The organism is Roseateles puraquae (genome assembly GCF_002205845.1).
GTDB lineage: Bacteria > Pseudomonadota > Gammaproteobacteria > Burkholderiales > Burkholderiaceae_C > Pelomonas > Pelomonas puraquae.
The window spans coordinates 1-25,944 of the sequence record NZ_NISI01000021.1; the positions used below are offsets into that span (position 1 = coordinate 1).

Here is a 25,944-nt window from a genome sequence, read left to right on the forward strand (position 1 = left end):
CCGTCTTCCTGCGCTTCCCGGGACACGCTCACCTCGTTAGCGATCTGCGCGTCCCCTAAACGCGGCCGTCAACATGACTTCGCTGAGCGCTTACCGATCAAGAGCCTCAATGCCGAAGCTCAAGACCAGAGCGCCGGCATCATCGGCGACGTGGTGAAGACAGGCATCGGCTTGGTGAGCCTGAGCACCGGCGTGCCGATCACGCTCCAACAGGCACAGGCGGCGCCTGGCACACGCACCTACAAGTGCTACGACGCCACAGTGCAGTTGCTGGCCGACATCAAGTCAGCGACCGCAGACCTGAAGGCCAAAACAAAGCGCCTGACCGAAGCCAACGATGAGGTCGGAAGACTGGAGCGGCTGGCCGGCCAGAACGCAATGACGAAGGACGCCAAGAAGCGCCTCGAAGAGTGGAATGGCAAGGTCCGCGACTTTTCCAAGGCTGTGACCGCTGCCCAGGAGTCGCTGGATGCTCTGACCGACAGAGTATCGGCCAGTGAGGAGCTGACCTGGCCTCGCAACGTCGCTGACACTGCCCTCAACGCCGCCCCGAATTCGGAGAGCAAGAAAAAGCTTGGCGCACTCTTGGCTTTCACTGATCAAGGGCCAACCGGCTTCACCGCAAGCCAGCTCAACGAGGCGACGGCGCTTATTGGCGTGCTGGCTCCAGCCACGCCGGCTCCCGTGCAATCCAAGTGCTCACCGCAATCCATGGATTGCGAGCCTCAGGCCTTGAAGGACAAGAAGGCAGAGGGCTTGGTCTATCGAAGCCCGGTGCCCTCCTACTTGCTCATCTGCCAAGTCTCAGACGCTGCAGCTTGCACCCCAGACGGTGCCAGCTCCGTCATCGTCAGTTCGGGCGTGCTAGCACCGCAGCTTGGACCCCTGCGCCTGCTGCCGATGACCAACGGCGCGTTCCAGAACAACGTCCTCAAGGTCACGTTCCGTGAGAACGGTGGCGTTGCTGAGCGATAGCGACATCGTGACGGTCACTACGCTGTACGGAGGACGCGCCTGATAAACCGTAGGGACGGTTTGTCCAACGCAGCTCAGCATGAGCAACTACTCCTCGGAGCGCACGGCCAGCATCGCGCCGATTACCACTCGCCGAGCGTCGCCGCGTCCCAAGACCTTCAGACGTTTGACGTCGGTGACCTCAAACCTGCCGAAATGCATCGTGGGCTAGCTGACGTGAGCTTCTTGGTCGCCTCGGTCACCCTTGCCCCTGCTACGCCGTGTAGAGTGCCCCAAGGACTTGACATAAGCGCCGCGGTATCGAGCTTCAATCTGCTCGTGGCCCCCTGGCGCCTAGATCCGCCATTGAAACTATCGAAAGCTCGCGCACATGGAAAACGCACCGGCTCCGGAATCGATCAAGGACCTGATCCTCCGGATGACAAACGAAGCCTGGGACCATCGCAATGAGGGCGTGTTGCTGGCTCGTCTCGGCGATGAGGTGCGCCGCCAGCCTCCGGAGTTGGCCAATCTAGAGCTAAAGGGGCGATCGCTGTCCCACTTCATCCGCGACGAGTTGGGTGAGGAAATCGAGCTGTACACCTCCGGTGACGACAACATCGTTCGGCTGGCGCTTCCCAGGTCCGCCGGCGTCCCACCCCAAGATGGGATCAAGTATTTCCCCAAGGCCGCGCCGTCACGCAAGGCGGCGGCTGCGTCCGGCGTTACTGGTGCGGTACGCCTGGCCTTCTCAAAGGACCTCGCTCCTGGCAAGAAGCGAGTCATATACCTGACCCCGAAGCCGAGGTTCAGTGACATCGATGCTGGCGTGGAGGTGCCTCAGGGCGCAACCCTGGTGCCGTCAGAGTTGATCGTGTCGGGCGATGGCGACGACGTGGAGCTGTTGAGGAAGACTTTGGCCAACATCGCCTTCTGGCGGGAGACCCAAGGGCTTGCCGTCGAAGCCGTGTCGACCCAGACCAAAGCCGAGGAGCATGGTTCACGCTCGTTGCTCGACCTGCTGCTTTCCCAGTTGAACGATTCTGAAAAGAAGAGGGTTCAAATGCCGCTTGATATTGTTGCAAAACTGCGTGATTCAATCGTCAAATGAGATTTTTCTTCCTCTGCGCGGGCATTCCGGCGGAGATCTTCGATGCAGTCCGCAAAGAGCGAGAATATATCGGCGGAACAAGCACGGAAGTCGAATTGCTTCCGACGATCGGCCCGTGGGGAGCGCCTTACCGCCCGGAGATTGCATCTAGGGCAATCGAGATCTTCCGAGATCGCACCGCGAAGGAGGATGCCTCCGACGACCCATCGGCATATGCTGTTTTGTACGTGCCGGGTGCCAACGATGATGCTCTGACAAACCCTCTATTTCCTTCCATCTATACCTGCCCCGTCGACTGGGATGGGTTGATTGGCTACGGGAAAGTCCAGCTCAGTCAGTCCAAAAACGCGCTGGTCAGATTACTCAACGCTCAGGCCACCGAGGTTCGCGCGGCCATCACGGCCCTCGCTCGAGAGGTCAAGGAGCAAGCACAGCGCACACCTTGGTTGTTGCCGGTCCGCAACTTCCGCTCGGGTCACCTTAGAGGTGCGCTGGCCACCCTTCAAGTAGAACTGGCGACTTCTAAGAAAAAGCCTGACACGCTAAAGGATCTCAGCAACCGCTTCCGTCAGAATCATCCACCTCAGAAAACCTCCGACGGCTACGCGAAGGACAAGTCATACTTTGTCGACGAAAGCGGCCTTGAATTTAAGCCGCCAGGACATCTTCTGCATGGATTCCACACCGAGTCCGAAAATTCAGACCATAACAAGATTTGCTATATCGCCTCCCGGCGCCGGCTCGGGACGCCGTATATCAAGACTTTTCACTACGATTGCGCCCGGGGCGATACCAAGCCCACGCATGCCAATCTGTGCAATTGCCATAGCGATGATCGCGTCGCCAGGCAAGCGCCGAAAAATTTCAATATCGCGCCCAACGATTTCACACGACCGTAAATGAAAACGGCCCACAGAGTGGGCCGTTTCATCCCGATCAAACGGGCGATCAATCAAGTGTTGCTTAGAGCCTCGAAGCAGAAATTTCTGCTCACACATGCCTAATGGCGTAAGTTCCACGGGGGGGGCCTTGCAAAGCCTGTCCCATCACCGTCTAGTCGTTACACCAAGCCGAAGGTCGCAACAGCGGAACACTTTCAGCTACTCGTAAAGCGCATCGCCCATTTCCAAAGGAACGAGGTAAGCGCACATGGGGCTAGGAGCACCTGAGCGGTGCCTATGCAGTCATTGTAGCCAGCAGAAGTCCGCAGTCAAGTCAAGGGCTTACATGGTGTGCCGTCCCCGTTCTCCCCGCTGGCTTCCGAAGCGTCGATCAGTGGTTCAAAGTTTGGTGGCGCCAACCCCGAAAAGTTCAAACTTTGGCGACGGCTCGCTTCAACGTTGCTTGACGGATTGCGATGTTTGCCTGGGAAGCCCGGTTCAGCGATAGCTGACGATCAACAATCGCCCCACGTTTTTGACCCCGTGGCCGCACAAACAAAAACGACCGCCGCAGCGGTCGTTCGTTCAGGGCTGAAGGCGCTCAGCGTGCCGTGCGACGGCGGGTCCAGCCCAGGGCGCCGAGCGCGCCGAAGGCCAGGGCCACGCTGCCCGGCTCGGGCAGGGCTTGGGGCGGAGTGCCGGTGGCAAGCGTGAAATTCAGGCTGTCCAGCAGGACGGTGTTGTCCTTGGCGGCCGTGAAGGTGATGTAGCTGGCGACGCCCTTGAAGGACAGCGTGGTGGCCGGGCCATCGGCATCGGACCAGTTGCAGTAGACGAAGCCGGAGGCGCACTCCGAACCTTCCAGGCCCACCAGGCTGGCGAGCGTGCCGCCTTGCGCGTCGAAGATCGTCACCGACAGCAGCTTCTCGTTGGTCTTGCCCGAGTAGGCGAAGGACACCGCATCCACGAAGCCACCGGTCAGGCCCAGCGTCACCGACTTCTCACCCGCCACGTCCGGCTTGCCCGGATCGTTGGCAATCAGCAGCGCTGTGCAGGTTTCACCGCGCTCGAAGCTGATGGTGCCGCCGCAGTTGCCGTTGTTCGAGCGGGCGCTCCAGGCCGAACCGCTGATGTCCACCCCGTTGTAGGTGCCGGACAGGAGCTTGGTCGTGGTGAGGTCTTCAAAATCCAGCACCAGGGTGCCGGCCATGACCGGCTGCAGGGACGCGGCGAGGGCGACTGCCACAAGTTTGCTGAGCATGCGCATGGCTTGTTCCGATCTATGTGTTCGAGTTGGCGTTCTGGCGGGAAATGTAAACAAGCCTTTCAAATTGCGGGCGCAGGCGGCCCCTCCAGTTGCGGGGGGTGAGCGGCCGTCATGCCGCAACTCAAGGGCGGGAAACCCCGGGTCCTGGGTAGCCCGGCAGCGGCCGGGGGGGCCTCGCTACACTGCCGCGGGTGGAAACCAAATGGCTTGAAGACTTCGTCAGCCTCGCCGAGACGCGCAGCTTTTCCCGCTCGGCGCAGCTCCGCCATGTGACGCAGCCGGCGTTCTCGCGCCGCATCCAGGCGCTGGAGGCCTGGGCCGGGGTCGATCTCGTCGACCGCTCCTCCTACCCCACCCGGTTGACGGCGGCTGGCGCCACGCTGCTGGCCCAGGCGGTGGAGTTGCTCGGCAACCTGCAGGCCACCCGCAACATGCTGCGCAGCCACCAGGCCTCGGACCAGGACATGATCGAGTTCGCCGTGCCGCATTCGCTCGCGTTCTCGTTCTTTCCACACTGGCTCATGGGGTTGCGACGAGGTTTTGGCGCCATCAAGTGCCGGCTCAACGCCGCCAACGTGCATGACGCGATGCTGCAGCTGAGCGAAGGCAACTGCGACCTGCTGCTGGTCTACCACCATGCCAGCCAGCCGCTTCAGCTTGACCCCGAGCGCTACCAGATGGCTTCGCTCGGCCACGAGACGCTGGCGCCCTATGCCAAGGCCGACCCGCAAGGGGAGCCGATGTTCCGCCTGCCCGGCCGTCAAGGCCAGAAGATTCCCTTCCTGAGCTACGCCGCTGGCGCCTACCTCGGGCGATTGGTCGAGTTGATCGTGAAAGAGGCCGACTGCGCACTCAACCTCGACGCGATTTACGAGACCGACATGGCCGAGGGCCTGAAAGCCATGGCCCTGGAAGGCCACGGTTTTGCCTTCCTGCCGGCCAGCTCAGTACAGAAGGAACTGGCCAGTGGGCGCCTGGTGCCCGCCGCGGCGCCTGGGCAGTTCAGCGTCAGCATGGAGCTGCGCATCTACCGCGAGCGCCCGGAGCTTTCGCGCCGCCAGAAGCCTGCCTCCTTGGCTTTGTGGGACTACCTGACGTCAAACGCATGAAGTCATCGCGCATGCGCATGGATCGCGTAAACCCGTATTTGGGGGCGCTCGGCCGCGTGGTCTGCTCGCATTTGTTATAGAACCATCCCTTTTGTTGTTGGAGTCTTCATGAAGAAAGTTCTGCTCGTCGCCGCCCTGATTGCCGGCACCACCGCCGTGCATGCGCAAGACACGCTGAAGAAGATCAAGGACAGCGGCGCCATCACCATGGGTGTGCGCGAGTCGTCCGGCCTGTCCTACACCATCGGCGATGGCAAGTACGTCGGCTATCACATCGATGTCTGCGAGCACGTCATTGCCGACCTGCGCAAGCAGCTGGGCGGCAAGATCGAGGTCAAGTACCAGCCGGTCACCTCGGCCAACCGCATCCCCTTGACGGTCAATGGCACGGTCGACCTGGAGTGCGGCTCCACCACCAACAACGCCGCCCGCCAGAAGGACGTCGCGTTCGCCGTGACGACCTACGTCGAGGAAGTGCGCATCGCCGTGAAGGCCAACTCCGGCATCACCTCCATCAACCAGCTCAACGGCAAGACGGTGGCCACCACCACCGGCACGACCTCGGTGCAGACGCTGCGCAAGCATGAGCGCGCCACGGGCGTGGACTTCAAGGAAGTCTTCGGCAAGGACCACGCCGACAGCTTCCTGCTGCTGGACTCCGGCCGTGCCGACGCCTTCGTGATGGACGGCTCTATCCTGGCCAAGAACATCGCCACGTCCAAGAACCCGGCCGACTTCAAGATCGTAGGTGAGGTGCTGAGCGTCGAGCCCATTGCCATCATGATGCGCAAGGACGATCCCGCCTTCAAGAAGGCCGTGGACGACAGCATCAAGGGCATGATGAAGTCGGGCGAGCTGGCCAAGCTCTACGACAAGTGGTTCATGCAGCCCATCCCGCCGACCAACACCAAGATCGGCCTGCCGGTGTCTGCCGCCACCAAGGACGCCTGGGCCAACCCCAACGACAAGCCGATGGAAGACTACAACAAGAAGTGATGGTCTGACGTCTGCTGAAAGACCGCAAAGCGGGTGCATGGCACCCGCTTTGCTTTAGGGAAGAGGCTTGAGGAGAGGTCCATGAGTTGGGACTGGCAGGTGTTCTGCAAGAACACCCTGGATGGTGAGGTCATTGCCAGCTGTTTCGGCAGCAACGGCGACATCACCTATTTGCAGTGGATGTTTTCGGCCTGGGGCTGGACGCTGAGCGTGGCGCTGCTGGCGCTGGTGCTGGCGCTGGCGGTGGGGTCGCTGATGGGCATCTTGCGCACGACGCCGAGCAAGACGCTCGTGTTCATCGGCAATGCCTGGACGGAGTTGTTTCGCAACATCCCGCTGCTGGTGCAGATCTTCCTCTGGTACCACGTGCTGCCTTCGCTCTTCTTGAGCCTGCGCGCGGTGCCGAGCTTCGTGCTCGTCGTGTTTGCGCTCGGCTGCTTCACGTCGGCGCGGATTGCCGAGCAGGTGAAGGCCGGCATCCAGAGCCTGCCCAAGGGTCAGCGCTATGCGGGCCTCGCCATGGGCTTCACGTTGCCGCAAACCTACCGCTTCGTGCTGCTGCCGATGGCGTTTCGCATCGTCATCCCGCCGCTCACCAGCGAGAGCATGAACATCATCAAGAACTCCTCGGTGGCGTTCGCGGTCAGCATCTCCGAGCTGACGATGTTCTATCTGCAGGCGGGTGAAGAAACCTCGCGCAACCTCGAGATGATCCTTGCCATCACGGGCTGCTACTTCATCTCGGCCTTTGCCATCAACCGCATCGCGCTGGTCATCGAGAACCGCCTGCGCGTGCCCGGCATGATCGGAGGTGGCCGATGAATCTCGACTTCAGTTTCCTGGACTGGGGCGTCGTCTCCAGCTTCGTCGCCAAGGGCTTCTTCTTCTCGATCCAGCTCACGCTGATCGCGATGATCGGCGGCATCGTGCTGGGGACGCTGCTGGCGCTGATGCGACTGTCGTCCAAGCCCTGGCTGGTGTGGCCGGCGGCGTTCTATGTGAACACGCTGCGCTCCATCCCGCTGGTGGTGGTGATCCTGTGGTTCTTCCTGCTGATCCCCTTGTTGATCGGCAAGCCACTCGGCGCGGAGATGTCCGCCATCATCACGTTCACGCTGTTCGAGGCTGCCTACTACTCCGAGATCATGCGGGCTGGCATCCAGAGCGTGCCGCGCGGGCAGGTCTACGCGGGCTATGCGGTCGGCATGACCTACAGCCAGACCATGCAGCTGGTCGTGCTGCCGCAGGCCTTCCGCAACATGCTGCCGGTGCTGCTGACGCAGACCATCATCCTGTTCCAGGACACCTCGCTGGTCTATGCCATCGGCGCCTACGACCTGCTCAAGGGCTTCGAGGTCGCCGGCAAGAACTTCAACCGCCCGGTCGAGACCTATCTGGTCGCGGCCGTCGTCTACTTCGTCATCTGCTTCAGCCTGTCCATGATGGTGCGGCGCCTGCAAGCCAAGATCCAGATCATCCGCTGAGGATTTCCCCATGATCGACATCAAGAACGTTTCCAAGTGGTACGGCAGCTTCCAGGTGCTGACCGATTGCACGACGTCCATCAAGAAGGGCGAGGTGGTTGTCGTCTGCGGCCCGTCGGGCTCGGGCAAGTCGACGCTGATCAAGACCGTCAATGCGCTGGAGCCCTTCCAGAAGGGTGACATCGTGGTGGACGGCATTTCCATTGCCGACCCCAAGACCAATCTGCCCAAGCTGCGTTCGCGCGTGGGCATGGTGTTCCAGCACTTCGAGCTGTTCCCGCATCTGTCGGTTACCGAGAACCTGACCATCGCCCAGGTCAAGGTGCTGGGCCGCTCGCAGGACGACGCCAAGGCGCGTGGCCTGAAGATGCTCGACCGCGTGGGCCTGTCCGCCCACAAGGACAAGTTCCCCGGCCAGCTCTCCGGCGGCCAGCAGCAGCGCGTGGCCATTGCCCGCGCGTTGTCGATGGACCCCATCGTCATGCTGTTCGACGAACCCACCTCGGCGCTGGATCCGGAGATGGTCGGCGAAGTGCTCGACGTCATGGTGCAACTGGCCCAGGAAGGCATGACCATGATGTGCGTGACGCACGAGATGGGCTTCGCCAAGCGCGTCAGCAATCGCGTCATCTTCATGGACGCGGGCAAAATCGTCGAAGACTGCTCCAGCGCCGACTTCTTCGGCAAGCCTGAAGACCGCTCGCCGCGGGCCAAGGACTTCCTGGCCAAGATCCTGCAGCACTGAGCGACGTCGGAGAGGCGGATGCCTGGGCTGGCGTTGTGGCTCGCCGGGGCGCATGGCGTTGTCGTCCCCGGATGAGGGGCTGATCGGCAGGCAGAGGGCGGCCTGGTTTCAGGCCCGTTGCTGTTGCCGGCGTCGATTGCGCGGCGCCAAAAGCCAGACCAGTTCCTTGCGGCTCAGGGCGACCCAGATCGCCAAGGTTCCGAACAGCGGCAGGATGAGGCGGCTGAAGTAGTACGCGTAGCAGGTCAGGAAGAATTCGGCGTCCGACAGCGGCGTTGCGCTGACCCGGTACGGCGGAGGGCGCAGCGCGCCGTCGGTGAGGCTGACCTGGTGATTCAGGACCACGGCGAAATGGGCGGCGATGACCGCCATGCAGGCCAGCAGCGCCAGTAGCGCGTACAGCGCGATTGCCGCCAGCAGTCGCCTCGGCCGCAGCCCCGATGTCGCGATCACCAGTGCCACCGTCATGGGCAAGCCTCGCAGCACATAACCCAACATGGTGGGGTGCATGCGCACCAGCGGGTGTTCGTCCGTTCCGACGATGGTCCACCAGGTTCTCAGGATCCACATGCCATCGGGGACGGACGCGATTTCGCGCAGCGGCCAGAACACGACGTCCGGTAGTGACAAATTGGCCAGCCGTCGTAGCGCCTCGAGCGCGTATTGATCAGCACCGGCCAGCCAGAGGGCCGAGAGCGGCAGCAAGGTTGCCATGAGCCGGAACAGCCATTGGCGGGGCCGGCGCGTGCCTCGAAACCAATTTCCGAAAGGCCGTGAGCCGATACCCAGCTTCACGGCGCGGCCCGGTGCGGCGGGGGCATGAAGCGCAGCCAGCCGAAATAGATCAGCACGCCGTCCAGAAGAATCAGCACTTCCCAGGCATAAAGGTGCGCCCAGTCGAACCAATGCGGTGCCAGTTGGCCGATATAAAAAAGGCTGACGATGCGCGCCAGGTTCACGACCATGATGGCGACCAGCCCAACGCCGAAGCCAATCATCTTGTAACGCCAGTGGGTCGGGTATGCCGCCATGGCGGCCCACAACAGGATGACCGCCTCGATACCACTGCAGCCATTGCTCACACGGATGGCAAACAGGCTCCCGGGGTGGCTCAGGATGTTATGGACGCTTTCTGCCTGGCCCCCGAACAGCCGAATGGATATTGCGGCGGCTTCGGTGATTCCTCGCAGCATCGGGTTAATGACCTGGGAATCCACCCAGGGCAGGACTTCGATGCCGAAAGCGACGACGGTGAACAGCCCGAACACGAGGAAAAACCTCAGCATGGGGCGCTGCGCCAGCAGCGAGTCACCGGCGGACGGGGAACGTGCACGTGACATGTCGGGCAGTCGAGAGTGGCAAGTGACGTGTGAGTCTGCTGAGTGAAGCGCCTTGGCCGCCGGCCCGCCGGATTGCCAAACCTTGGGCCGCTGGATCACGGCCCGGGTTCGACGATTCTCGGCGCGGCCGCCGCGGCGCGGATCCCTAGCGTGTCACGCCGTCATGCCTGCGCTAGTCAACGGCGGCTCATTTGCAGGGTCAGGTGCGCACCAGCGTACGAGCCGATGCATCGATTGAATGGCATGCCTTTGCACGCAAACGCTCGTCAGGGCTCGATGGCCGCGCCGACCAGGGCTTCCCCAGCCACGGTGCCGATGCGCGTGGCTCGGCCAGTGGCGAGGTCGATGCGGTACCAGACCGACTTCTGGCCTGTCGTCACCGCCGAGTAGGCGGTGTTGGAGACATCCGAAATGTCCAGCGTCGCACGCTGGAAGCTGCCGATGCCCAGCGATCCCACGGTGTACAGCCGGCCGGTGTTCGGTGACACCACCGGTTGCGCGCCTTCCTTGCTGCCCTGGTGCACCAGCAGGCCCAGGCGCCCGTCCAGCGCGTAGTTGGTGGTGATCTTGTCGTTGTCCTTGTTGTAGGTGTAGCCCGCGGCGACGATGCCGGGCGCCTTGCCGGCATTGGCATCAGCCGGGTCGTAGGCCAGGCGCCCGTCGAACTGGACACCGGGTTGATTGGGGTCGCCGTCGACGATGGCGCCGGTGTCCGGGTGCAGGCGCAGGTTGAATCCGGCATCGTTGACCACGCGGATGCGGTCCACCGTGGGGTTGAAATCAAAGCCCCACTCGGTCGCGCCCTCGCGCGGCAATGCATTGGGTGCACCGACCGGACTGGCCGCGGCCGTGCGGGTGTCGATACGGTAGAGCTGGCCGCTCGTACCCAGGCCGAACAACTGACCCTTGGCGACGCGGTAGTCCACGCCGATCAGCGTGTCGCCCGCCGCCAGGCCGGTCAGCGGCCGGGACGACAGCAGCTTCTGCGGCTGGCCGGCATTGAAACGTACCAGCTGGTTGCCGGTGCTGACCGCATCGATGAATTCCTTGGCCGGCGGGCCCACGGTTTCGTTGGGTGTGGTGGCGCAGCCGGCCAAGGCGAGGGCGGTCAGCAAGGCCGCGGGGGCGGCAAGAGCGAAACGAGAGGCCATGAAAACTCCGGGTTGAGGCGCACCCGGGGTTCTACGTTGCCTGGCGCCAAAACCCCTGCGGCAGAAGTCACAGGAACATGCCGCCCGAGGCTTCCACGCGCTGGCCGGTGATCCAGCCCGCACCCGGGCGCATCAAGGCGGCAGCGGCACCGCCGATGTCGTCCGCCTCACCGACGCGGCCCAGCGCCGTCACCGAGGCCAGGAAGCGGTTGAGCTCGGCGTTGTCACGCACCGCGCCGCCGCCGAAGTCCGTCGCGATCGCGCCGGGCGCCAGCGTATTGACGCGGATGCCCCGCGCCGCCAGCTCCTTGGCCTGGTAGCGCGTCAGTACCTCGATGCCGCCCTTCATGGCCGCGTAGGCGGCATAGCCCGCCACGGTGAAGCGGGCCAGGCCGCTGGAGATGTTCAGCACCCGCGCGCCGTCGGCCAGCAGGGGCAGCACGGCCTGGGTCAGGAAGAAGGGGCCCTTGAGGTGGACGGCCACCAGGCTGTCGAAGTCTTCCGGCCGGGTATCAGCGAACGCGGCATGCACCCCGGTGCCGGCATTGTTGATGAGGCCATGCAGCTGCGAGGCTCCCCAGGCGGCGAGGCCTTGGGTGAGCTGCTCGGTGAAGTGCGGGAAGCTGTCGGCCTGGGCCACGTCCAGCGGCAGGGCCAGCGCGCGTCGACCCAGGGCCTGGATCTGGCGGACCACCGCCTCTGCAGCTTCCGCGGCCTCGCGGTAGGTGATGACGAGGTCATGGCCATCGTGCGCCAGGGCCAGCGCCATCGCGGCGCCCAGTCCGCGGCTGCCGCCGGTGATCAGCGTGATGGGGGTGGGGTGAGTTGAGGACATGGTGTGCTCCAAGGGCTGATGAAGGGACGGAGCGAAATTTATTGTTTGCCTTGAATGAGATAAATTGCGGCGAATTGAACTGACTGTGATCTGAATGGATTCCAATCTTGAGCTGGGTGCGCTGCGCGTCTTCTTGCAGGTGGCGGAACTCGCGCACTTCAGCCGAGCGGCAGATGAGTTGGGCCTGCCCAAGGGGCGAGTCAGCCAGGTGGTGCGGGATCTGGAATCCCGGCTCGGTACCCGGCTCTTCCTGCGCACCACGCGCCGGGTGAGCCTCACGGCCGATGGCGAATTGCTGGCCGAGCGGGCCCGGGCACTGCTGGCGGACGCCAGCGACATCGAAGCCCTGTTCCAGCAGGATCAGCAGCTCAAGGGCCGGCTGCGCGTGGATCTGCCGGTGCGGCTCGCGCTGGACGTGGTGTTGCCCGGTCTGCCGGCCTTCCTCGCGCAGCATCCCGGGCTGAACGTGGAGCTGAGCTGCACCGACCGGCGCGTGGACCTCGTGGAGGAGGGCTTTGATTGCGTGCTTCGCGTGGGCGCGGTCCACGACCCGTTGTTGGTGGCCCGGCCGCTGGGGCAGATGCGCATGGTCAACGTCGCCAGCCCGGCCTACCTGGCCGCCCGCGGCACGCCGCTGACACCTGACGACCTGCTGGCCCAGGGGCACGAACTCGTGCACTACAGCCAAACGTGGGCGGATCGCCGGGCACGTTTCGAGTGGGTGGACGCGGCGGGCAAGGAGCACGCGCTGACCCTGCCGTCGCGTGTCACGGTCAACAACACCGACGCCTACCAAGCCGCCACCCTGGCGGGCGCGGGCATCGCGCAATTTCCGGTGCAGGGCGTCCGCCAGGCCCTGGCCGAGGGGCGTCTGCGGCCAGTGCTCGCCGGCTACGAGCCGGCCCCGTTGCCGGTGCGGCTGGTGATGAGCCAGCGCCGCCACACGCCGCGGCGGGTCCGGGTGTTCATGGACTGGCTGGCCGGTCGGCTGGGCGACCGCTTGGACCCGACCTGACGGCGGCGCGGCCGCGCGCGCCGCTCAGAGCTTGACCGGCCCGTCGATCGCGCCCGCCACAGCCGCCTTGGCCTGCTGCTGGCGCACCCGGTCGAGGTAGCTCTCGGAGCGCGCGAGCTGTTCCTGGATGAGCTTGTTGTTCGCGCCCATGGTCTCGATGGCCTTGCTGCGGAAGTTGTCCATCGCGTCCATGGCCTGGAAGGTCTGGTCGAACATCGACTGGATCTGCTGGATGCCCAGCATGGGGTTGGACGAGAACTCGGCGGTCGCGTCCACGTGCTGGTTCAGCGCCGTGCCGGTCTGGTTGATCAGGTCGCCAATCGTCTTGTTGACGCCCTGCAGCATCTGCATGACCTCGATCTGGTTGCCGGTGGCGCGGGCCACCGTCTGGGCCACGGCGAGGGCGCTCATGCCGGTGGTGGCCACGCGGTCGCAGCCCACCATCATTTCGCGGCCGGTCTTCTTGAGCACGTCCAGCGCCAGGTAGCCGTTCACGCAGACGGCCTGCTGGGTCTGGATGTCGGCCAGGTTTTGGCGAGCGTAGAACAGCACCTCCTGCTCCAGGGCTTTGGCCTTCATCGGGTCGGTCGCCTGCAACTGCTGCACGCGGGTGGCCAGGCGTTCGTCGAGCACGCGGGCGAAGCGGGCGGCGCCAGCGAGCTTCTGCATCGCGTCCCACAGCTTGGCGCGGGTGGCTTCGATGTCCACCACGTCGCGCTGGATGTCGTCCTTGGCGGCGTAGAGCTGCGTCATGGCCGTCTGCAGCTGCGAGCTGGCCGACTGGAAGCGCCGGAAATAGGCCTCCAGCTTGTTGCCGAACGGGATGAGCCCCAGCAGCTTGCGCGGCTGCAGCAGGTCGCCGTCCTTGCCGGGATTGAGCTCGTCAAGCTGGCCGCGGATCGCGGCAATGGCCTTGTAGGCCGGCGTGTCGGTTGCGCCCACGAAGTTGCGCTGCATCAGGCTGCCCTGCATGAGGCTGGCCGCCACGCTGATCTCCTGGCGGCCGAGCTGGAAGGCGCTGTCGAGCTTGGCCTTGAAGGGCTCGCTGTGCAGGTCTTCTTTTTCGAGCGCCTCGATGAAGCGCGTGACCTGCTCGTCCACCTTGTCGGCGATCTCGGCCTTCAGCGGCACGGCCTCAACGGCCTGCACAGGCTGCACCGGCGTGATGACTTCGGGCGGGGTCAGCTGGAAGGTGGGGGCAGCGGTCGTCGTGGTCGTCGTGTTCATGCGATGTCCTTGGGGCCGAATTTCTGGGTCAGGAATTCACTGTGGCGCAGGAAGGCCTGGGCGTCCTGCGAGGCGAGATCGTCGCCGAGCTGCTCGACCTTGGTCTCCAGCTCGGCCAGCACGCCTTCGAAGGTGGTCTGGGCCGTCTTGCCGTTGGCCAGCAGCTTGGTGGTGGCGAACTGCGGCGGGATGCTCAGGTAGGTGTTGAGGGCCTGCGGCAGGTAGCTGATGGCGATGTGCCGGGCATGGAAGGTCTCCTGCAGGCTGAGCTGGCCGCGGCTGCGCTCCCATTGGTCGAGCAGGCCTTCGAGCCGCTCGCACAAACGCTGGATGCGCTGGGCCAGCGGCGCGGGGATGCGGTTGCCGGGGTTGTGCTCGGTCAGCCGCCGCACGCCGCTCAGCGCTCGGCCCATGGCCTCGCGGGCGTCGCCTTCGTCCTCGAACTTGAGGGCCTCCCAGGCATCTTCCTTCGTGCTGGGCCAGCCCCACCAGAGCGCCCCCGCCGCGAGGCCGGCGCCATAACCGAGTGCAGCCACGCCCAGGCCCAGCGTACCCAGAAGCCCCAGGGCCTTGAGCACCAGCACACCGGTGGCGGCGAGCAGGCCGCACCAGTTCGCCGGTGCGTTCAACCAACGAAGGAGTCCATTCATTGATAGGCCCGGATGTCCTTGAACACCGCGTACAACGGCGTCTTGCGCGCATCGAACACCTTGCCGCCGGTGATCTCCACCAGCGCTTTCAGGTCAGCCGCATCGGCCTCGCCGAACAGCACCATGAAGACCGGGATGCCGCGCACGTCTTCCGGCAACTGCTCATAGGCGCGCTTGAAGTCGTCCAGGCGCCGGCCCATGTTGCTCTTGCCATCGGTGAAGGCCACCACCGAGTATTGATAGTCGGGGTTGCGCTTGCGCTCTTCCAGCATGTTCTGCAGGCCGGTCAGCACCGCGTCGTACATCGCCGTGCCACCGCTCATGCGCAGCTCATCGGCGGTGTCGCGCACCCGCTTGAGCTCGGCGAGCTTGGCGTCAGTGTCGACCTGCGGCGCGACACCCTTGACCACGCGGCTGCCGGCCGGAATCTCGAATCGCACCGGCTCGCCGACCCGGTCGCTGAAGGGCAGGAACCACAGCCGCTCGCGGTTGGTCAGCTTGGCCACGCGGCCGGTGAGGCTGGCATCGGCGCCGGCCAGGTAGTGGATGGCCTCCACCAGTTGTTCACGGCGCTTGCCCTGCATGCTGCCACTGGTGTCGAGCACGAAGGTGCTCGCGATCGGGCGGCGGAACTCGTTCAGGTAGGCGTCGATGAGGCCATCGGCCAGCTGGCGGTCGGGCGAGAAGGGCAGCTCCACCTGCATGCCGCGCGCGGGCAAAATGTCGGCCACCTGCGCGGCCACCTCGGGCTTGATGGGCCTGCGCAGCGTCTGGCGGGCCAGCCATAGCTGGGCGGGGTCGCTCTTCAGGTAGTCCACCACCTTCTGGTAGTCGGCGCGGCGGGCGTCGTTCAGCAGCATGAAGGGGTAGTCGGCGGTGGACACGCCCTCGAACGGGTAGATCAGGTGCAGCGGCTCGCGCAGCTTGCCGCTGGCGTTCAGGCTCAGCAGCCAGCTCTCGTAGTTGATGAAGGCATTCGCCCGCGTGCCCTGGCCCTTGATGAACTGCTCGGCCAGGTACGTAGAGTTGTCGCCGACGATCTTGTAGCCCTTCAGGAAATCGGCAATCGCGCCGCGGTCCACGTCGGCGGCCGTGAGCGCCTCCCCCTTGCCGCCGGCCGCCGCCACCACGCCCAGCAGGGCCATGAAGCCCTGGTTGCTGGTCGCCGGGTTGGACAGCGCGTATTGCAGCTTGCCGGCCTTGGCGGCGCGGGTGATGTCGGCCCAGGTGAGGCGTGCATCGGGCTTGGTCCAGCCGTTCTTCTCGGCGTCGCTACGGCTCACGCCCACCGCCATGGGCGACAGCATGATCTTTTCCTGCAGCTTGACCTTGCGCTGGCCGGCCGCGTCGCTCAGCAGGTACTTGGCGTTGGCAAACCAGGCGACATCCGGTGCAGGCTTGCCGGCGCTGTCGCCGCTGAGCACCTCCTGCGTGCTCTCCATCGTGCCGCCGAAGCGGAACTGCACGTCCACGCCGGTCGCGGCCTTGATCTGGCCGGCCAGCGGCTCGATGTCCTTCAGGTCGCTCGTAGCCAGCACCTGCAGGGCCGGCCCAGCGGGCGCGGCCGCTGGCGGTGGGGCCTCGGTCGCAGGTTCGGTGCGCTTGCCGCAGGCGGCCAGCAGCGCGAGGCTGATCACGAGCAAGGCACGGCGCATCACTGGTTCATCTCCCGGCTGACGATGTCGATCATTTCAAACATGAGGTCGAAGCCCGGCGGGTCGATGACCTGCTGGAGGTTCACGTCCACCGCGAGGCCCGCCTTCTGCGCGGAGGCGGCAAAGGCGTCGGTGTCACCCGTGCGGAAGCCCTGCTCCAGCGCCACGGCCTGCAGTGTCTTGTTGGCGGCCAATAGCTCCGCGAGGCGCTTGCCGCGTTCGTTCAGCGCCACCAGCACCCATTTGTTGACGATGGTGGGCTGGGGGTACATCAGCACCATCTCGGGCCGCACGCCGCCCTTCAGGGCCTGGGCCACCATTTGCGCCTCGTAGATGAAGGTCAGCGGTGTCTTGCCCATGCCGATGGCGAGGTAGTCGTCGAAGGCGCCGTTGACGTAGTTCTCCTGGAAGCCCTGGCGCTTGAACAACTCCGCGAGTTGACCCGCGAGCTTCTGCGCCGTGGCGCGGTCGGCCACGACGTCGCCGTTCACGGCAGCCGAGGTCAGGGCAAGATACATGGCCGCGGAGTTGCTGCGGCGGATGTCGGTGGTGCTGACCAAGACGCTTCGAGAGACCGCGTAGTCGCCGCTGGCCTTCAGGTCGCGCCAGCGTTGCTTGGCGAGCATGGCCTGGGTGAGCTTTTCCATGTCCAGGCCGTAGACCTTGGGCGCCATCGGCTTGGCCATGCCGTTGGCCGCCAGCATCTTGGCAATCGGCTCCCACGAGGCCACCACCAGCGGGGTATGGAAGGGGGAAGTCTGCGTGGCCGCCTTGCCGGCCTTGCGGGCGGCATCGGCAATCATGTTGGCGGCCACCACGCCGCTGGCGATGAAGAAGTCGGGTTGGTCAGCCGTGCCGATCCTGGCCGCCATGTCGCGGCTGCCCACCCGGGCCACGTGCACCGGCAGCTTGGACTGCACCAGCACCTGCGTCACGCGGTCGTCCTTGAAGAAGGCCTCCACGTCGACGGCGATCAGGCCCTTCAGCGGCTCGGCGCTGGCAATGGCCACCTGTTCCTGCGCAATCTGGCGGGTGGCCTCGTTGCTGCGCAGGGCGAAGAAGAGGGCGCCGCCGAACAGCGCCAGCAGGACCAGGGTGCCGACCAGGCGTTTCGCATTGCTCATGATGGGGGGCGCAGTCTCCTTTTGTTTCAGGTGCGGAGTGTGCATCCTTCCGGCGACGACAATCACACCCCATGAGTGACATCCTTACCCTCACCCGACCTGACGACTGGCACTTGCACCTGCGTGACGAGGCCGCGCTCAAGAGCGTGCTGCCCTACACCGCACGCCAGTTCGCCCGTGCCATCGTCATGCCCAACCTGCGCCCGCCGGTCACCACCGCCGCGCAGGCCGTGGCCTACCGTGAGCGCATCCTGGCGGCCCTGCCGGAAGGCCTGAGCTTCCAGCCGCTGATGACGATGTACCTCACCGACAACACCTCGCCCGACGAGATCAAGCGCGCGCGGGACGCGGGTGTCGTCGCGCTCAAGCTCTACCCGGCGGGCGCCACGACCAACAGCGATGCCGGCGTGACCGACCTCCGCAAGACCTACAAGACGCTGGAGGCCATGCAGCGCGAGGGCCTGCTCTTCCTGGTGCATGGCGAGGTGACCGACCCCGAGATCGACATCTTCGACCGCGAAGCCGTGTTCGTGGACCGCGTCATGACGCCGCTGCGCGCGGCCATGCCCGAGCTGAAGGTGGTGTTCGAGCACATCACCACCAAGGAAGCCGCGCAGTACGTGACCGAAGCCGACCGCTTCACGGCCGCCACCATCACGCCGCAGCACCTGCTCTACAACCGCAACGCCATCTTCACCGGCGGCCTGCGCCCGCATTACTACTGCCTGCCCGTGCTCAAACGCGAGGAGCACCGCCTGGCGCTGCTGAAGGCCGCGGGCTCTGGAAGCCCCAAGTTCTTCCTGGGCACCGACAGCGCCCCCCACGCGGCCCAGCTCAAGGAAAACTCGGTCTGCGGCGCGGGTTGCTTCACGGCCATCTCGGCGCTGGAGCTGTATGCCGAGGCGTTTGAAGCCATCGGCGCGCTCGACAAGCTCGATGCCTTCGCCGGCCATCACGGCCCCGACTTCTACGGCCTGCCGCGCAACACCGGCACCGTCACGCTCAAGCGCGAGCCCTGGACCCTGCCCACGGCCGTGCCCTTCGGCGAGGCGCAGCTCAAGCCCCTGCGTGGCGGCGAGACCCTGAACTGGAAACTGATTGCATGAATCCCGTGAGCTCCAAGAAAGTCGCCTTCCTGGTCGACTTCGACAACGTCGCGACCGACGTGATCGAACAGGCACTCAACGCGGTGTTCAAGGACTACGGCGCCGCCCATATCCGCCGCGCCTACTGCAACGCGGAGCAGGCGCTGCGCGAGCAGCACTTCCTCAAGCGCCTGGGCCTGCGCGCCATCGTGAACCTGGCCATCGGCAAGAACTCGACCGACATCGCGCTGGCCGTCGATGCGATGGAGCTGGCCATCAGCGAGAAGCCCGACGTCATCGTGCTGGTGTCGTCGGACAGCGACTTTGCCCCGCTGGTGCTGCGCCTGCGCGAGAAGGGCGCCTGGCTGCGCGGCTTCGGCCAGTACGGCAAGACGGGCGACGGCGTGATCCAGATCTACGACCAGTTCAATGAACTCGCCCACGGTGCCGGCCGCGGCCGGGAAGCGGCACCGGCCAAGCCGGCGGGGGGCGGGCGGGGCAGCCGGCGCGGCGGTGGCCGCGGTGCGGGTGGTCGCCCGCAGGCGGAGGCGCCGCGCAGCCCCGCGCCACAGCGCCCGCCACGCGCCGAGGCGGTGGCGGCGCTGCCGCAGCCGCCGGAGGCGGACGTGCTGGACGCGGCCGTTGCGCCGATGCCGGTGTTGGATGCGCCGGCCGTGGCCGAGGCGGTCGCCACGCCCGCGCCTGCCAAGGGGGCGAAGCCCGCTGGCAAGGCGGCCGGCAAGGCCGCTGGCAAGACCGCGCGCAAGACCGCGGCGCCTGTGGCTGTGGCTGCCGAGGAGACCGCCCAGGTCGCCGTGGCGACCCCCGCGCGCCAGCCGGCCGGCAAGTCAGAGGCCAAGGCGGAATCCAAGCCGGCGTCCAAGCCCACCGCGAAGGCGCCCGCGGCTCAAAAAGCGCCTGCAGCCGCCGAGAGCCCGCAGGTTGCCGCCGCCAAGGAAATCAATGCCATCCTGGCCTTGTTGCCCAAGCTGGCCGATGGTCAATGGCATGAGCTGGGCGCGGCTGCCAAGGTGTTGAAGGAGGCGGGCCTGCTTCCCAAGACGGCGCCGTCGACCAAGCTGTTCCGCAAGCATCCGCAGGCCTTCGAACTGGCGCCCGAGAAGAACCCCAACCGGGTGCGCTTCGGCCACGGATGATCGACCCCGACTGGGCCGCGCCGTGGTTCGCGCCCTATGCGGGTGTGGGCGAGCCGGTGCTGGCCCGGCTGCGTGCCGGCCAGCCCGTGTACGCGGCGCTGGCACATCCGCGCTTCGAGCCGGACGGCGCGCGGCAACCCGCTGATGAAGGCTATGAGGCCTATGTCGCCCGCACCGGCCGTGTGCCCACGCGGCACAACGCCCACGACCTCTTCAATGGCCTGGTCTGGCTGCGCAACCCGGTTTTCAAGCGGGCCCTGAACGAGGCCCACCAGACGGCGCCGCCCGCACCTGCCGGTCGCCGTGGCCCTGTGCGGGATGCGCTGACGCTGCTGGACGAGAGCGGCATCTTGCTGGTGGCTCCGGCGCCCCTGCGGGCCGCATTGCGCGCGCAGGATTGGCCCGCTGTGTTCATCTGGGGCCGCACGGCGTGGCAGGGCGCGCAGATGCGCATCGTGGGGCATGCGCTGCTGGAGAAACTGCTGCAGCCCCGCAAGGCCTGGTGTGCCCGCGTGCTGTTCGTGGACGACCTGGATGCCCCGGCACTGCCGGCCGACCTGTCGCCGGGCTTGCTGCCGCCACTGCCGGTGCTGGGCATCCCGGGTTGGTGGCCCGCGAATGAGGAGGAGGGCTTCTACGCAGACGACCGGGTCTTCCGGCCAAAGCGGCTAGCATCGGCGCCCGCCACGGGAGGTTTCGCTTGTTGATGAAGTCCTGTTTGAAGCCGCTGCTCGGCCTGGCTCTCGCGGGCCTGGCTGCCCTCGCTGCCGCACAGACGGCGCCGCCCGCCACGCCGCCTGCCCCGCCTGTGGCCACGCCTGCGCAGCCGCCGAACGTGTCGGCCAGCGCCCGGCGGCTGTACGAGCGCAGCAAAGCCCAGCTGCTGCAGATCCGCACCCTGCTCAAGACGCAGGACAGCCAGGCCTCCGTGGGCTCGGGCTTTCTCGTCAGCGACGACGGCCATGTGGTGACCAACTACCACGTCATCAGCCAGTTCGCGCTCGAGCCTGACAACTTCCGCCTGCGCTACGCCACGACCGACGGGCAAAGCGGGGCGCTGGAGCTGCTCGACTTCGATGCCCGCCGCGACCTGGCGCTGCTGCGCGCGGTGGACGACGGCAAGGGCGGCGGCCTCAAGGGCCGTGGCGCGCTGGCCTTCCGGCCGCAGAGCCAGCCGCTGGCCAAGGGGGAGCGCATCTACTCGATGGGCAATCCGCATGACGTTGCCTTCGCCGTGGTGGAGGGCAATTACAACGGGTTGGTGGAGCGCAGCTTCGATCCGCTCATCTACTACGCGGGCGGCATCAACCCCGGCATGAGCGGCGGCCCGGTGCTGGACGAAGACGGCTTCGTGGTGGGCGTCAATGTGTCGACCATGTTGTTCGCACAGCAGGTGAGCTTCCTGGTGCCGGGCGAATTTGCGGCCGATCTCGTCAAGCGCAGCCTCGGTGCCAAGCCCATCCGCGCGGCCGCCTGGAGCCGGCTGCGTGACCAGCTGGCCCGCTACCAGGACGAGCTCGTCACGCGCTTCCTGGCCATGCCCTGGGAGAGCGCCAACAACGACCGCTACCGCCTGCCGGTGCCCAAGCAGGACTTCATGCGTTGCTGGGGCCGCGGGACCCCGGCTGACACCAAGGGCCTGGACTTCGAGCGCTCGCAGTGCCGCATGGACCACGCGCTCTTCGTGAGCGGCAACCTGCAGACGGGCTGGCTGGACATGTCGCACGAGGCCTACGACGGCAGCAAGCTGGGCGCGCTGCGCTTTGCGCGGCAGTATTCCGGGAGCTTTCGCAATGAGCGCCTGGGCATTGCCGACAAGTCCCGCACCGCGCCCTACTGCAAGGAGCAGTTCGTCGACCGCGACGGCCTGCCGCTGCGGGCTGTGGTGTGCCTGCGCGCCTACCGCAAGCTCGAAGGCCTGCATGACCTCAGTGTGCTGGTCACGACGGTGGACGCCTCCACGCAGGGCGCCCTGGGGCGGTTCGATGCCCGGGGCGTGAGTTTTGACAACGCGCTCAAGCTGGCGGCGCATTACCTGGAGGGCTTCGCGTGGACGAACAGCAAAGCCAAGTGATGCCGGCTGCCGAACCCCTGATGCCGCCGGCCGCGGTGGTGGAGCTGCTGGGCCGCGATGGCCGCGTCACGCTCGTGCAGCGGGTGGCCCGCTGGCCGGTGCGCATCGGCCGCTCGCCGGCCTGCGACATCGTGCTGGACGACGCCCACCTCGCCGCCGAGCATGCCGAGCTGCACCTGCAGCCCGACGGCTCGGTCAGGCTCAAGCTGCTGCCCAGCCGCAATGGTGGCCAGGTCGGCAAGCAGCGGTTGAGTGGCGGTGATGAAGCCGCGCTGCCTGCGGGTGGTGCTTTCCAGCTGGCCGGTTGTGCGCTGCGGCTGCGCACGGCCGCCGACCCGCTGCCGGCAGAACATCTGCTGGTCGTTGACAAGGTGCGGCACTGGGCGCTGGTGCCGCTGCTGCTGCTGGTGATGTTGTTCATCCAGTGGGCGGACCGCTGGAGTTCGCTCGACCCCGATGCGCGCTGGGTCGACTACGCCTCGCCGCTGCTCGGGCCGCTGGCCTTGGTGCTTGGCTGGGCGGGGCTGTGGTCGTTGGCAAGCCAGTTGTTCCAGCATCGCTTCCCGTTCACGGCGCACCTGCGGCGGGTGCTGGTGGTCGTCGTCGCACTGCAGGTGCTGGAGTGGGTGTTGCCCACCATCGCCTATGCGCTGTCCTGGCCGCGGCTGATGGTGGTCGAGGCCCTCAGCAACCCGGTGGCGGGCGCGTTGCTGGTGATCTGGCATACGCGGCTGGTATGGCCGGGCGCACGGCGCATCCTCGGCGGCGGCATTGCGGCACTGCTGCTGCTGTGGCTGGGCCTGCAGGTGGGCAATCGCCAGGAGCAGCAGTATGTGTTCGGGCCGCCCTACCTCGCCACGCTGCCGCCACCGGCCCTGCGCCTGGCGACACCGAAGCCGCCGGAGACGCTGATCGAATCGCTGCAGCCGTTGAAAGCGGAACTCGCCCGCCAGGCCCGCAAGGACAACGAGGGGGCCGGCGACGATGACGGCGGCGGCGAGTAAGCCGCCGCGTGGAGGGGCCCTGCCTCAGGCCTGAGGCAGGAAGCCTTCCACCGACAGATAACGCTCGCCGGTGTCGTAGTTGAAGCCCAGCACGCGGCTGCCTGCCGGCAGGTCCGGCAGCTTCTGCGCGATCGCGGCCAGTGTCGCGCCGCTGGAGATGCCCACCAGCAGCCCCTCTTCACGGGCACAGCGACGGGCGTACTCGCGCGCCGCCTCGGCGTCGACCTGGATCACGCCGTCCAGCAGTGCGGTGTCCAGCACCGCGGGGATGAAGCCCGCGCCGATGCCCTGAATGGGGTGCGGGCTGGGCTGGCCACCGCTGATGACCGGGCTGGCGCTGGGTTCGACCGCGAACACCTTGAGCTGCGGCCAGGCCGCCTTGAGCACTTGCGCGCAGCCCGTGATGTGGCCGCCGGTGCCCACGCCCGTGATGATGGCGTCCAGGCCTTCGGGGAAGTCGCGCAGGATCTCCTGGGCCGTGGTCTTGACGTGGACGGCGGGGTTGGCGCCGTTCTCGAATTGCTGGGGAATCCAGGCGCCCGGGTGCTGCTCGGCCAGTTCGCGGGCCCGGGCAATGGCGCCCTTCATGCCCTTCTCGCGCGGCGTCAGGTCGAAGGTCGCGCCATAGGCCAGCATCAGCCGGCGGCGCTCGACGCTCATGCTGTCGGGCATCACCAGGATGAGCTTGTAGCCCTTGACCGCGGCCACCATGGCCAGGCCCACGCCGGTGTTGCCCGAAGTCGGTTCGATGATGGTGCCACCCGGCTTGAGCAGGCCGCGGGCCTCGGCGTCTTCAATCATGGCCAACGCGATGCGGTCCTTGATCGACCCGCCCGGGTTGCTGCGCTCCGACTTCACCCACACCTCGGCCGCGCCGAACAGGCGCTGCAGCCGGATGTGGGGCGTATTGCCGATGGTGTCGAGGACGTTGCGTGCCTTCATGCAGGGTCTCCTGTCGAATGTGCGGGGATAATCGCTAGTGTGAAGCAAGCCAGACCGCCGCTGGGGCAAGCATGGAAACATGGCCCTGGAGGAAGGTCCGGACTGCATAGAGCGGCGTAGCAGCTAACGGCTGCCCGGCGAAAGCCGAGGATCAGAGCAACAGAGACGAGTTTTGTCGGGCTCTGCCCGACAAAGGTGAAACGGGCAATCTCTACGCGCAGCAACACCAAGTAGGCCAGCGTTGATGCGGCTCGCAGAGCTGGCGGGTAGGTGGCACCGAGCCGGGCAGTGATGTCCGGCCCAGAGGAATGGCGGTCACGCCGGGGGCAACCCCGGTGCACAGAATCCGGCCTATCGGCTTGCTTCACTCTTTTCACGCAGCGGCAAACGGCACAAGCGCGGCAAGCGTCACGGCTGGCACGCGCCAGCCCCTTCCCAGAGTACGCCGCAGCAACGACAGTCCAGTCAGAAATGAGACCTCGACAGGCGAGGTCTTGCGTGCGCGCCCAGAAGTGGGCGGCGCCCGCTGAGACAGGAGTTGTGCTGTGGGTTGGAAAGACTTGAAGTTGCGCACCAAGCTGCAGTCCGGGTTTGGATTGCTGGCCGTGGTGGTGCTGGTCGTGTCGGTCGTGGCCATCGCGGCGCTGTCGCGGGCCAACGATCGCTTCGTGGCTTATGTCAGTGGCGTGGGTAAAGACATCGAGCTGGCTTCGGGTCTGCAAGGAGCGGCTTCACGGCGGGCGCTGGCGGTACGCGACATGGTCATCAGTGACGATGCCAAGGCGCTGCAGGCCCTGGGCGAGACCGCCAGCCGCGAGCATGCCGCCACGCAGAAGGCCCTCAAGGAGCTGAAGGAGCTGGTGGCCCGCCGCTCGGACGATGACGACAAGGATCGCGCGCTGGTGGCCGACATCGACCGCATCGAAAGCCAATACGGTCCGGTGGCGTTGGCCATCGTGCAGCTGGCGTCATCAGGGCAGCGCGACGAAGCCGTGCGCAAGATCAACACCGAGTGCAAGCCGCTCCTGGAAGCCCTGGTCAAGGCCGTGGACGCCTACCTTCACCATGAATCGGCCAACACCAGCGAGCGCATCGCGCTGTCACAAGCGCACTTCCATACCGAGCGAGCCCTGCTGATCGCCGGGGCTCTGATCGCCGTTGCGACGGCACTGTGGATGGGCTGGTGGCTGGGCAATGGGGTGTCACGGCCGCTGCAGCGCGCCATCGCGGTGGCCGAGGCCGTGGCCGCTGGCGATCTCGGCTCCAACGTGGTGGTCGACCGCGGCGATGAAACCGGCCAGCTGCTGGCCGCCCTGCAGAAGATGAACACCGGCTTGCAGCAGATGGTGGCGCAGATCCGCCAGTCCGCCGACAGCATCTCCACCGCGTCGCGGGAGATCGCGTCTGGCAACCAGGATCTGTCCAGCCGCACGGAGCATCAGGCCAGTGCGCTGCAGGAGACGGCGGCCTCGATGCAGCAGATGACCAGCACCGTGCAGCAGACGGCCGAGAGTTCGCGCCAGGCGAGTCAGCTGGCGCAGGCGGCAGTGGAGGTGGCCGAGCAGGGCGGCGACGTGGTGCAGCGCGTGGTGCAGACCATGGGCGAGATCAGCGACAGCAGCCGCAAGGTGGCCGACATCATCACGGTCATCGACGGCATCGCCTTCCAGACCAACATCCTCGCGTTGAACGCTGCAGTCGAGGCCGCACGGGCCGGTGAGCAGGGGCGCGGGTTTGCGGTGGTGGCCGGTGAGGTGCGAGCCCTGGCCCAGCGCAGCGCGACGGCCGCGCGCGAGATCAAGACGCTCATCCAGACCAGTGTCGAGCGGGTCGATTCGGGCGCCGGCCTGGTGACGGAAGCCGGCACCACCATGACCCAGATCGTCAGCCAGATCCGGCGCATGACCGATCTCATGGCGGAGATCAACGCCTCGGCCAACGAGCAGAGCACGGGCATCGCCCAGGTGAACCAGGCGGTGTCGTCCATCGACCAGGGCACGCAGCAGAACGCGGCGCTGGTGGAGCAGAGTGCCGCCGCGGCAGAGAGCCTGCAGCAGCAGGCCGCCGGTCTCAGCGAGGTGGTGGCGCAGTTCCGCACCGCGGGCCGTTGACGGCCCACCGCCGGTGCTGACTTTCGG

Annotated in this window: 25 protein-coding genes and 1 other RNA gene; 16 read left to right on the forward strand and 10 right to left on the reverse strand. The window is 66.0% G+C overall.

Features of this window, described 5'->3' with window-relative positions; all coding sequences use genetic code 11:
- The 3 genes from CDO81_RS28290 to CDO81_RS27880 form a co-directional block, all read left to right on the forward strand.
- Positions 1 to 975, forward strand: a 975-nt coding sequence (locus tag CDO81_RS28290) for a hypothetical protein (protein WP_158218441.1), incomplete at its 5' end; no start/stop codon positions are given.
- A gap of 370 nt (positions 976 to 1,345) precedes the next feature.
- Positions 1,346 to 2,065 carry a hypothetical protein gene (locus CDO81_RS26435; protein ID WP_088486266.1) on the forward strand — a complete coding sequence of 240 codons (720 nt, stop codon included), beginning with the start codon at positions 1,346 to 1,348 and terminating at the stop codon, positions 2,063 to 2,065.
- Positions 2,062 to 2,964, forward strand: coding sequence for a hypothetical protein (locus CDO81_RS27880; RefSeq protein ID WP_144397418.1), 903 nt, complete (start codon positions 2,062 to 2,064; stop codon positions 2,962 to 2,964). The genes CDO81_RS26435 and CDO81_RS27880 overlap by 4 nt, the downstream gene beginning before the upstream one ends.
- A gap of 583 nt (positions 2,965 to 3,547) precedes the next feature.
- On the opposite strand, the gene CDO81_RS26440 is transcribed toward CDO81_RS27880, so the two are convergent.
- Positions 3,548 to 4,207: a hypothetical protein gene (locus CDO81_RS26440; protein WP_144397419.1), complete on the reverse strand. Its 660-nt coding sequence runs from the start codon at positions 4,205 to 4,207 to the stop codon at positions 3,548 to 3,550.
- Between the two features lie 197 nt (positions 4,208 to 4,404).
- Between CDO81_RS26440 and CDO81_RS26445 the strand changes: the two genes are divergently transcribed.
- The 5 genes from CDO81_RS26445 to CDO81_RS26465 all read left to right on the forward strand — a co-directional run bounded on the left by CDO81_RS26445 (position 4,405) and on the right by CDO81_RS26465 (position 8,547).
- A complete protein-coding gene (locus CDO81_RS26445; RefSeq protein WP_193466541.1) occupies positions 4,405 to 5,322 on the forward strand; it encodes a LysR substrate-binding domain-containing protein in 918 nt (305 codons plus the stop codon).
- A gap of 108 nt (positions 5,323 to 5,430) precedes the next feature.
- Positions 5,431 to 6,318: an amino acid ABC transporter substrate-binding protein gene (locus CDO81_RS26450; protein ID WP_088486269.1), complete on the forward strand. Its 888-nt coding sequence runs from the start codon at positions 5,431 to 5,433 to the stop codon at positions 6,316 to 6,318.
- A gap of 81 nt (positions 6,319 to 6,399) precedes the next feature.
- Complete coding sequence (locus CDO81_RS26455) at positions 6,400 to 7,140, forward strand: amino acid ABC transporter permease (protein WP_088486270.1); 741 nt, start codon at positions 6,400 to 6,402, stop codon at positions 7,138 to 7,140.
- Positions 7,137 to 7,802, forward strand: a complete 666-nt coding sequence (locus CDO81_RS26460; protein WP_088486271.1) for an amino acid ABC transporter permease — start codon at positions 7,137 to 7,139, stop codon at positions 7,800 to 7,802. The genes CDO81_RS26455 and CDO81_RS26460 overlap by 4 nt, the downstream gene beginning before the upstream one ends.
- A 10-nt stretch (positions 7,803 to 7,812) precedes the next feature.
- Positions 7,813 to 8,547 carry an amino acid ABC transporter ATP-binding protein gene (locus tag CDO81_RS26465; RefSeq protein ID WP_088486272.1) on the forward strand — a complete coding sequence of 245 codons (735 nt, stop codon included), beginning with the start codon at positions 7,813 to 7,815 and terminating at the stop codon, positions 8,545 to 8,547.
- Between the two features lie 108 nt (positions 8,548 to 8,655).
- Here the strand turns inward: CDO81_RS26465 and CDO81_RS26470 are convergent, their stop codons facing one another.
- The 4 genes from CDO81_RS26470 to CDO81_RS26485 form a co-directional block, all read right to left on the reverse strand.
- On the reverse strand, positions 8,656 to 9,261 hold the full coding sequence (locus CDO81_RS26470; protein WP_088486273.1) for a hypothetical protein: 606 nt from the start codon (positions 9,259 to 9,261) through the stop codon (positions 8,656 to 8,658).
- A gap of 77 nt (positions 9,262 to 9,338) precedes the next feature.
- A complete protein-coding gene (gene xrtH, locus CDO81_RS26475) occupies positions 9,339 to 9,887 on the reverse strand; it encodes an exosortase H (protein ID WP_088486274.1) in 549 nt (182 codons plus the stop codon).
- 266 nt (positions 9,888 to 10,153) lie between these two features.
- Positions 10,154 to 11,038: a DUF4394 domain-containing protein gene (locus CDO81_RS26480; protein ID WP_088486275.1), complete on the reverse strand. Its 885-nt coding sequence runs from the start codon at positions 11,036 to 11,038 to the stop codon at positions 10,154 to 10,156.
- A 67-nt stretch (positions 11,039 to 11,105) separates the two neighbouring features.
- The gene (locus tag CDO81_RS26485) at positions 11,106 to 11,873 is read right to left on the reverse strand and encodes an SDR family NAD(P)-dependent oxidoreductase (protein ID WP_088486293.1); all 768 of its coding nucleotides are present in this window, start codon (positions 11,871 to 11,873) and stop codon (positions 11,106 to 11,108) included.
- A gap of 94 nt (positions 11,874 to 11,967) precedes the next feature.
- On the opposite strand from CDO81_RS26485, the gene CDO81_RS26490 reads away from it, so the two are divergent.
- Positions 11,968 to 12,888: a LysR substrate-binding domain-containing protein gene (locus CDO81_RS26490; protein WP_088486276.1), complete on the forward strand. Its 921-nt coding sequence runs from the start codon at positions 11,968 to 11,970 to the stop codon at positions 12,886 to 12,888.
- A gap of 24 nt (positions 12,889 to 12,912) precedes the next feature.
- Here the strand turns inward: CDO81_RS26490 and CDO81_RS26495 are convergent, their stop codons facing one another.
- The 4 genes from CDO81_RS26495 to CDO81_RS26510 are packed head-to-tail and all read right to left on the reverse strand — an operon-like array spanning position 12,913 to position 17,544.
- Positions 12,913 to 14,115 carry a toxic anion resistance protein gene (locus CDO81_RS26495; protein WP_241517178.1) on the reverse strand — a complete coding sequence of 401 codons (1,203 nt, stop codon included), beginning with the start codon at positions 14,113 to 14,115 and terminating at the stop codon, positions 12,913 to 12,915.
- The gene (locus CDO81_RS26500) at positions 14,112 to 14,765 is read right to left on the reverse strand and encodes a hypothetical protein (RefSeq protein ID WP_144397420.1); all 654 of its coding nucleotides are present in this window, start codon (positions 14,763 to 14,765) and stop codon (positions 14,112 to 14,114) included. The genes CDO81_RS26495 and CDO81_RS26500 overlap by 4 nt, the downstream gene beginning before the upstream one ends.
- Positions 14,762 to 16,420, reverse strand: coding sequence for a vWA domain-containing protein (locus CDO81_RS26505; protein ID WP_088486278.1), 1,659 nt, complete (start codon positions 16,418 to 16,420; stop codon positions 14,762 to 14,764). Before CDO81_RS26505 ends, CDO81_RS26500 begins: the two co-directional genes overlap by 4 nt.
- Positions 16,420 to 17,544, reverse strand: a complete 1,125-nt coding sequence (locus CDO81_RS26510) for a hypothetical protein (protein ID WP_088486279.1) — start codon at positions 17,542 to 17,544, stop codon at positions 16,420 to 16,422. Before CDO81_RS26510 ends, CDO81_RS26505 begins: the two co-directional genes overlap by 1 nt.
- A gap of 71 nt (positions 17,545 to 17,615) precedes the next feature.
- Between CDO81_RS26510 and pyrC the strand changes: the two genes are divergently transcribed.
- From pyrC to CDO81_RS26535, 5 genes are read left to right on the forward strand one after another with little or no spacing between them, the layout of a single operon-like run.
- A complete protein-coding gene (gene pyrC, locus CDO81_RS26515; RefSeq protein ID WP_088486280.1) occupies positions 17,616 to 18,650 on the forward strand; it encodes a dihydroorotase in 1,035 nt (344 codons plus the stop codon).
- On the forward strand, positions 18,647 to 19,786 hold the full coding sequence (locus CDO81_RS27885; protein WP_144397421.1) for an NYN domain-containing protein: 1,140 nt from the start codon (positions 18,647 to 18,649) through the stop codon (positions 19,784 to 19,786). The genes pyrC and CDO81_RS27885 overlap by 4 nt, the downstream gene beginning before the upstream one ends.
- A complete protein-coding gene (locus CDO81_RS26525) occupies positions 19,783 to 20,493 on the forward strand; it encodes a DUF3025 domain-containing protein (RefSeq protein ID WP_088486281.1) in 711 nt (236 codons plus the stop codon). Before CDO81_RS27885 ends, CDO81_RS26525 begins: the two co-directional genes overlap by 4 nt.
- Positions 20,493 to 21,860, forward strand: coding sequence for a S1 family peptidase (locus CDO81_RS26530; RefSeq protein ID WP_088486282.1), 1,368 nt, complete (start codon positions 20,493 to 20,495; stop codon positions 21,858 to 21,860). Before CDO81_RS26525 ends, CDO81_RS26530 begins: the two co-directional genes overlap by 1 nt.
- Positions 21,836 to 22,864 (forward strand): FHA domain-containing protein, encoded by a 1,029-nt coding sequence (locus CDO81_RS26535; RefSeq protein WP_144397422.1) that lies wholly within the window; start codon positions 21,836 to 21,838, stop codon positions 22,862 to 22,864. Before CDO81_RS26530 ends, CDO81_RS26535 begins: the two co-directional genes overlap by 25 nt.
- Positions 22,865 to 22,888: 24 nt before the next feature.
- Here the strand turns inward: CDO81_RS26535 and cysK are convergent, their stop codons facing one another.
- Complete coding sequence (gene cysK / locus CDO81_RS26540) at positions 22,889 to 23,806, reverse strand: cysteine synthase A (RefSeq protein ID WP_088486284.1); 918 nt, start codon at positions 23,804 to 23,806, stop codon at positions 22,889 to 22,891.
- Between the two features lie 41 nt (positions 23,807 to 23,847).
- Between cysK and rnpB the strand changes: the two genes are divergently transcribed.
- An RNA gene (gene rnpB / locus CDO81_RS26545) (RNase P RNA component class A) lies at positions 23,848 to 24,176 on the forward strand.
- A gap of 190 nt (positions 24,177 to 24,366) precedes the next feature.
- The gene (locus CDO81_RS26550; protein WP_088486285.1) at positions 24,367 to 25,917 is read left to right on the forward strand and encodes a methyl-accepting chemotaxis protein; all 1,551 of its coding nucleotides are present in this window, start codon (positions 24,367 to 24,369) and stop codon (positions 25,915 to 25,917) included.
- Positions 25,918 to 25,944: the final 27 nt, after the last annotated feature.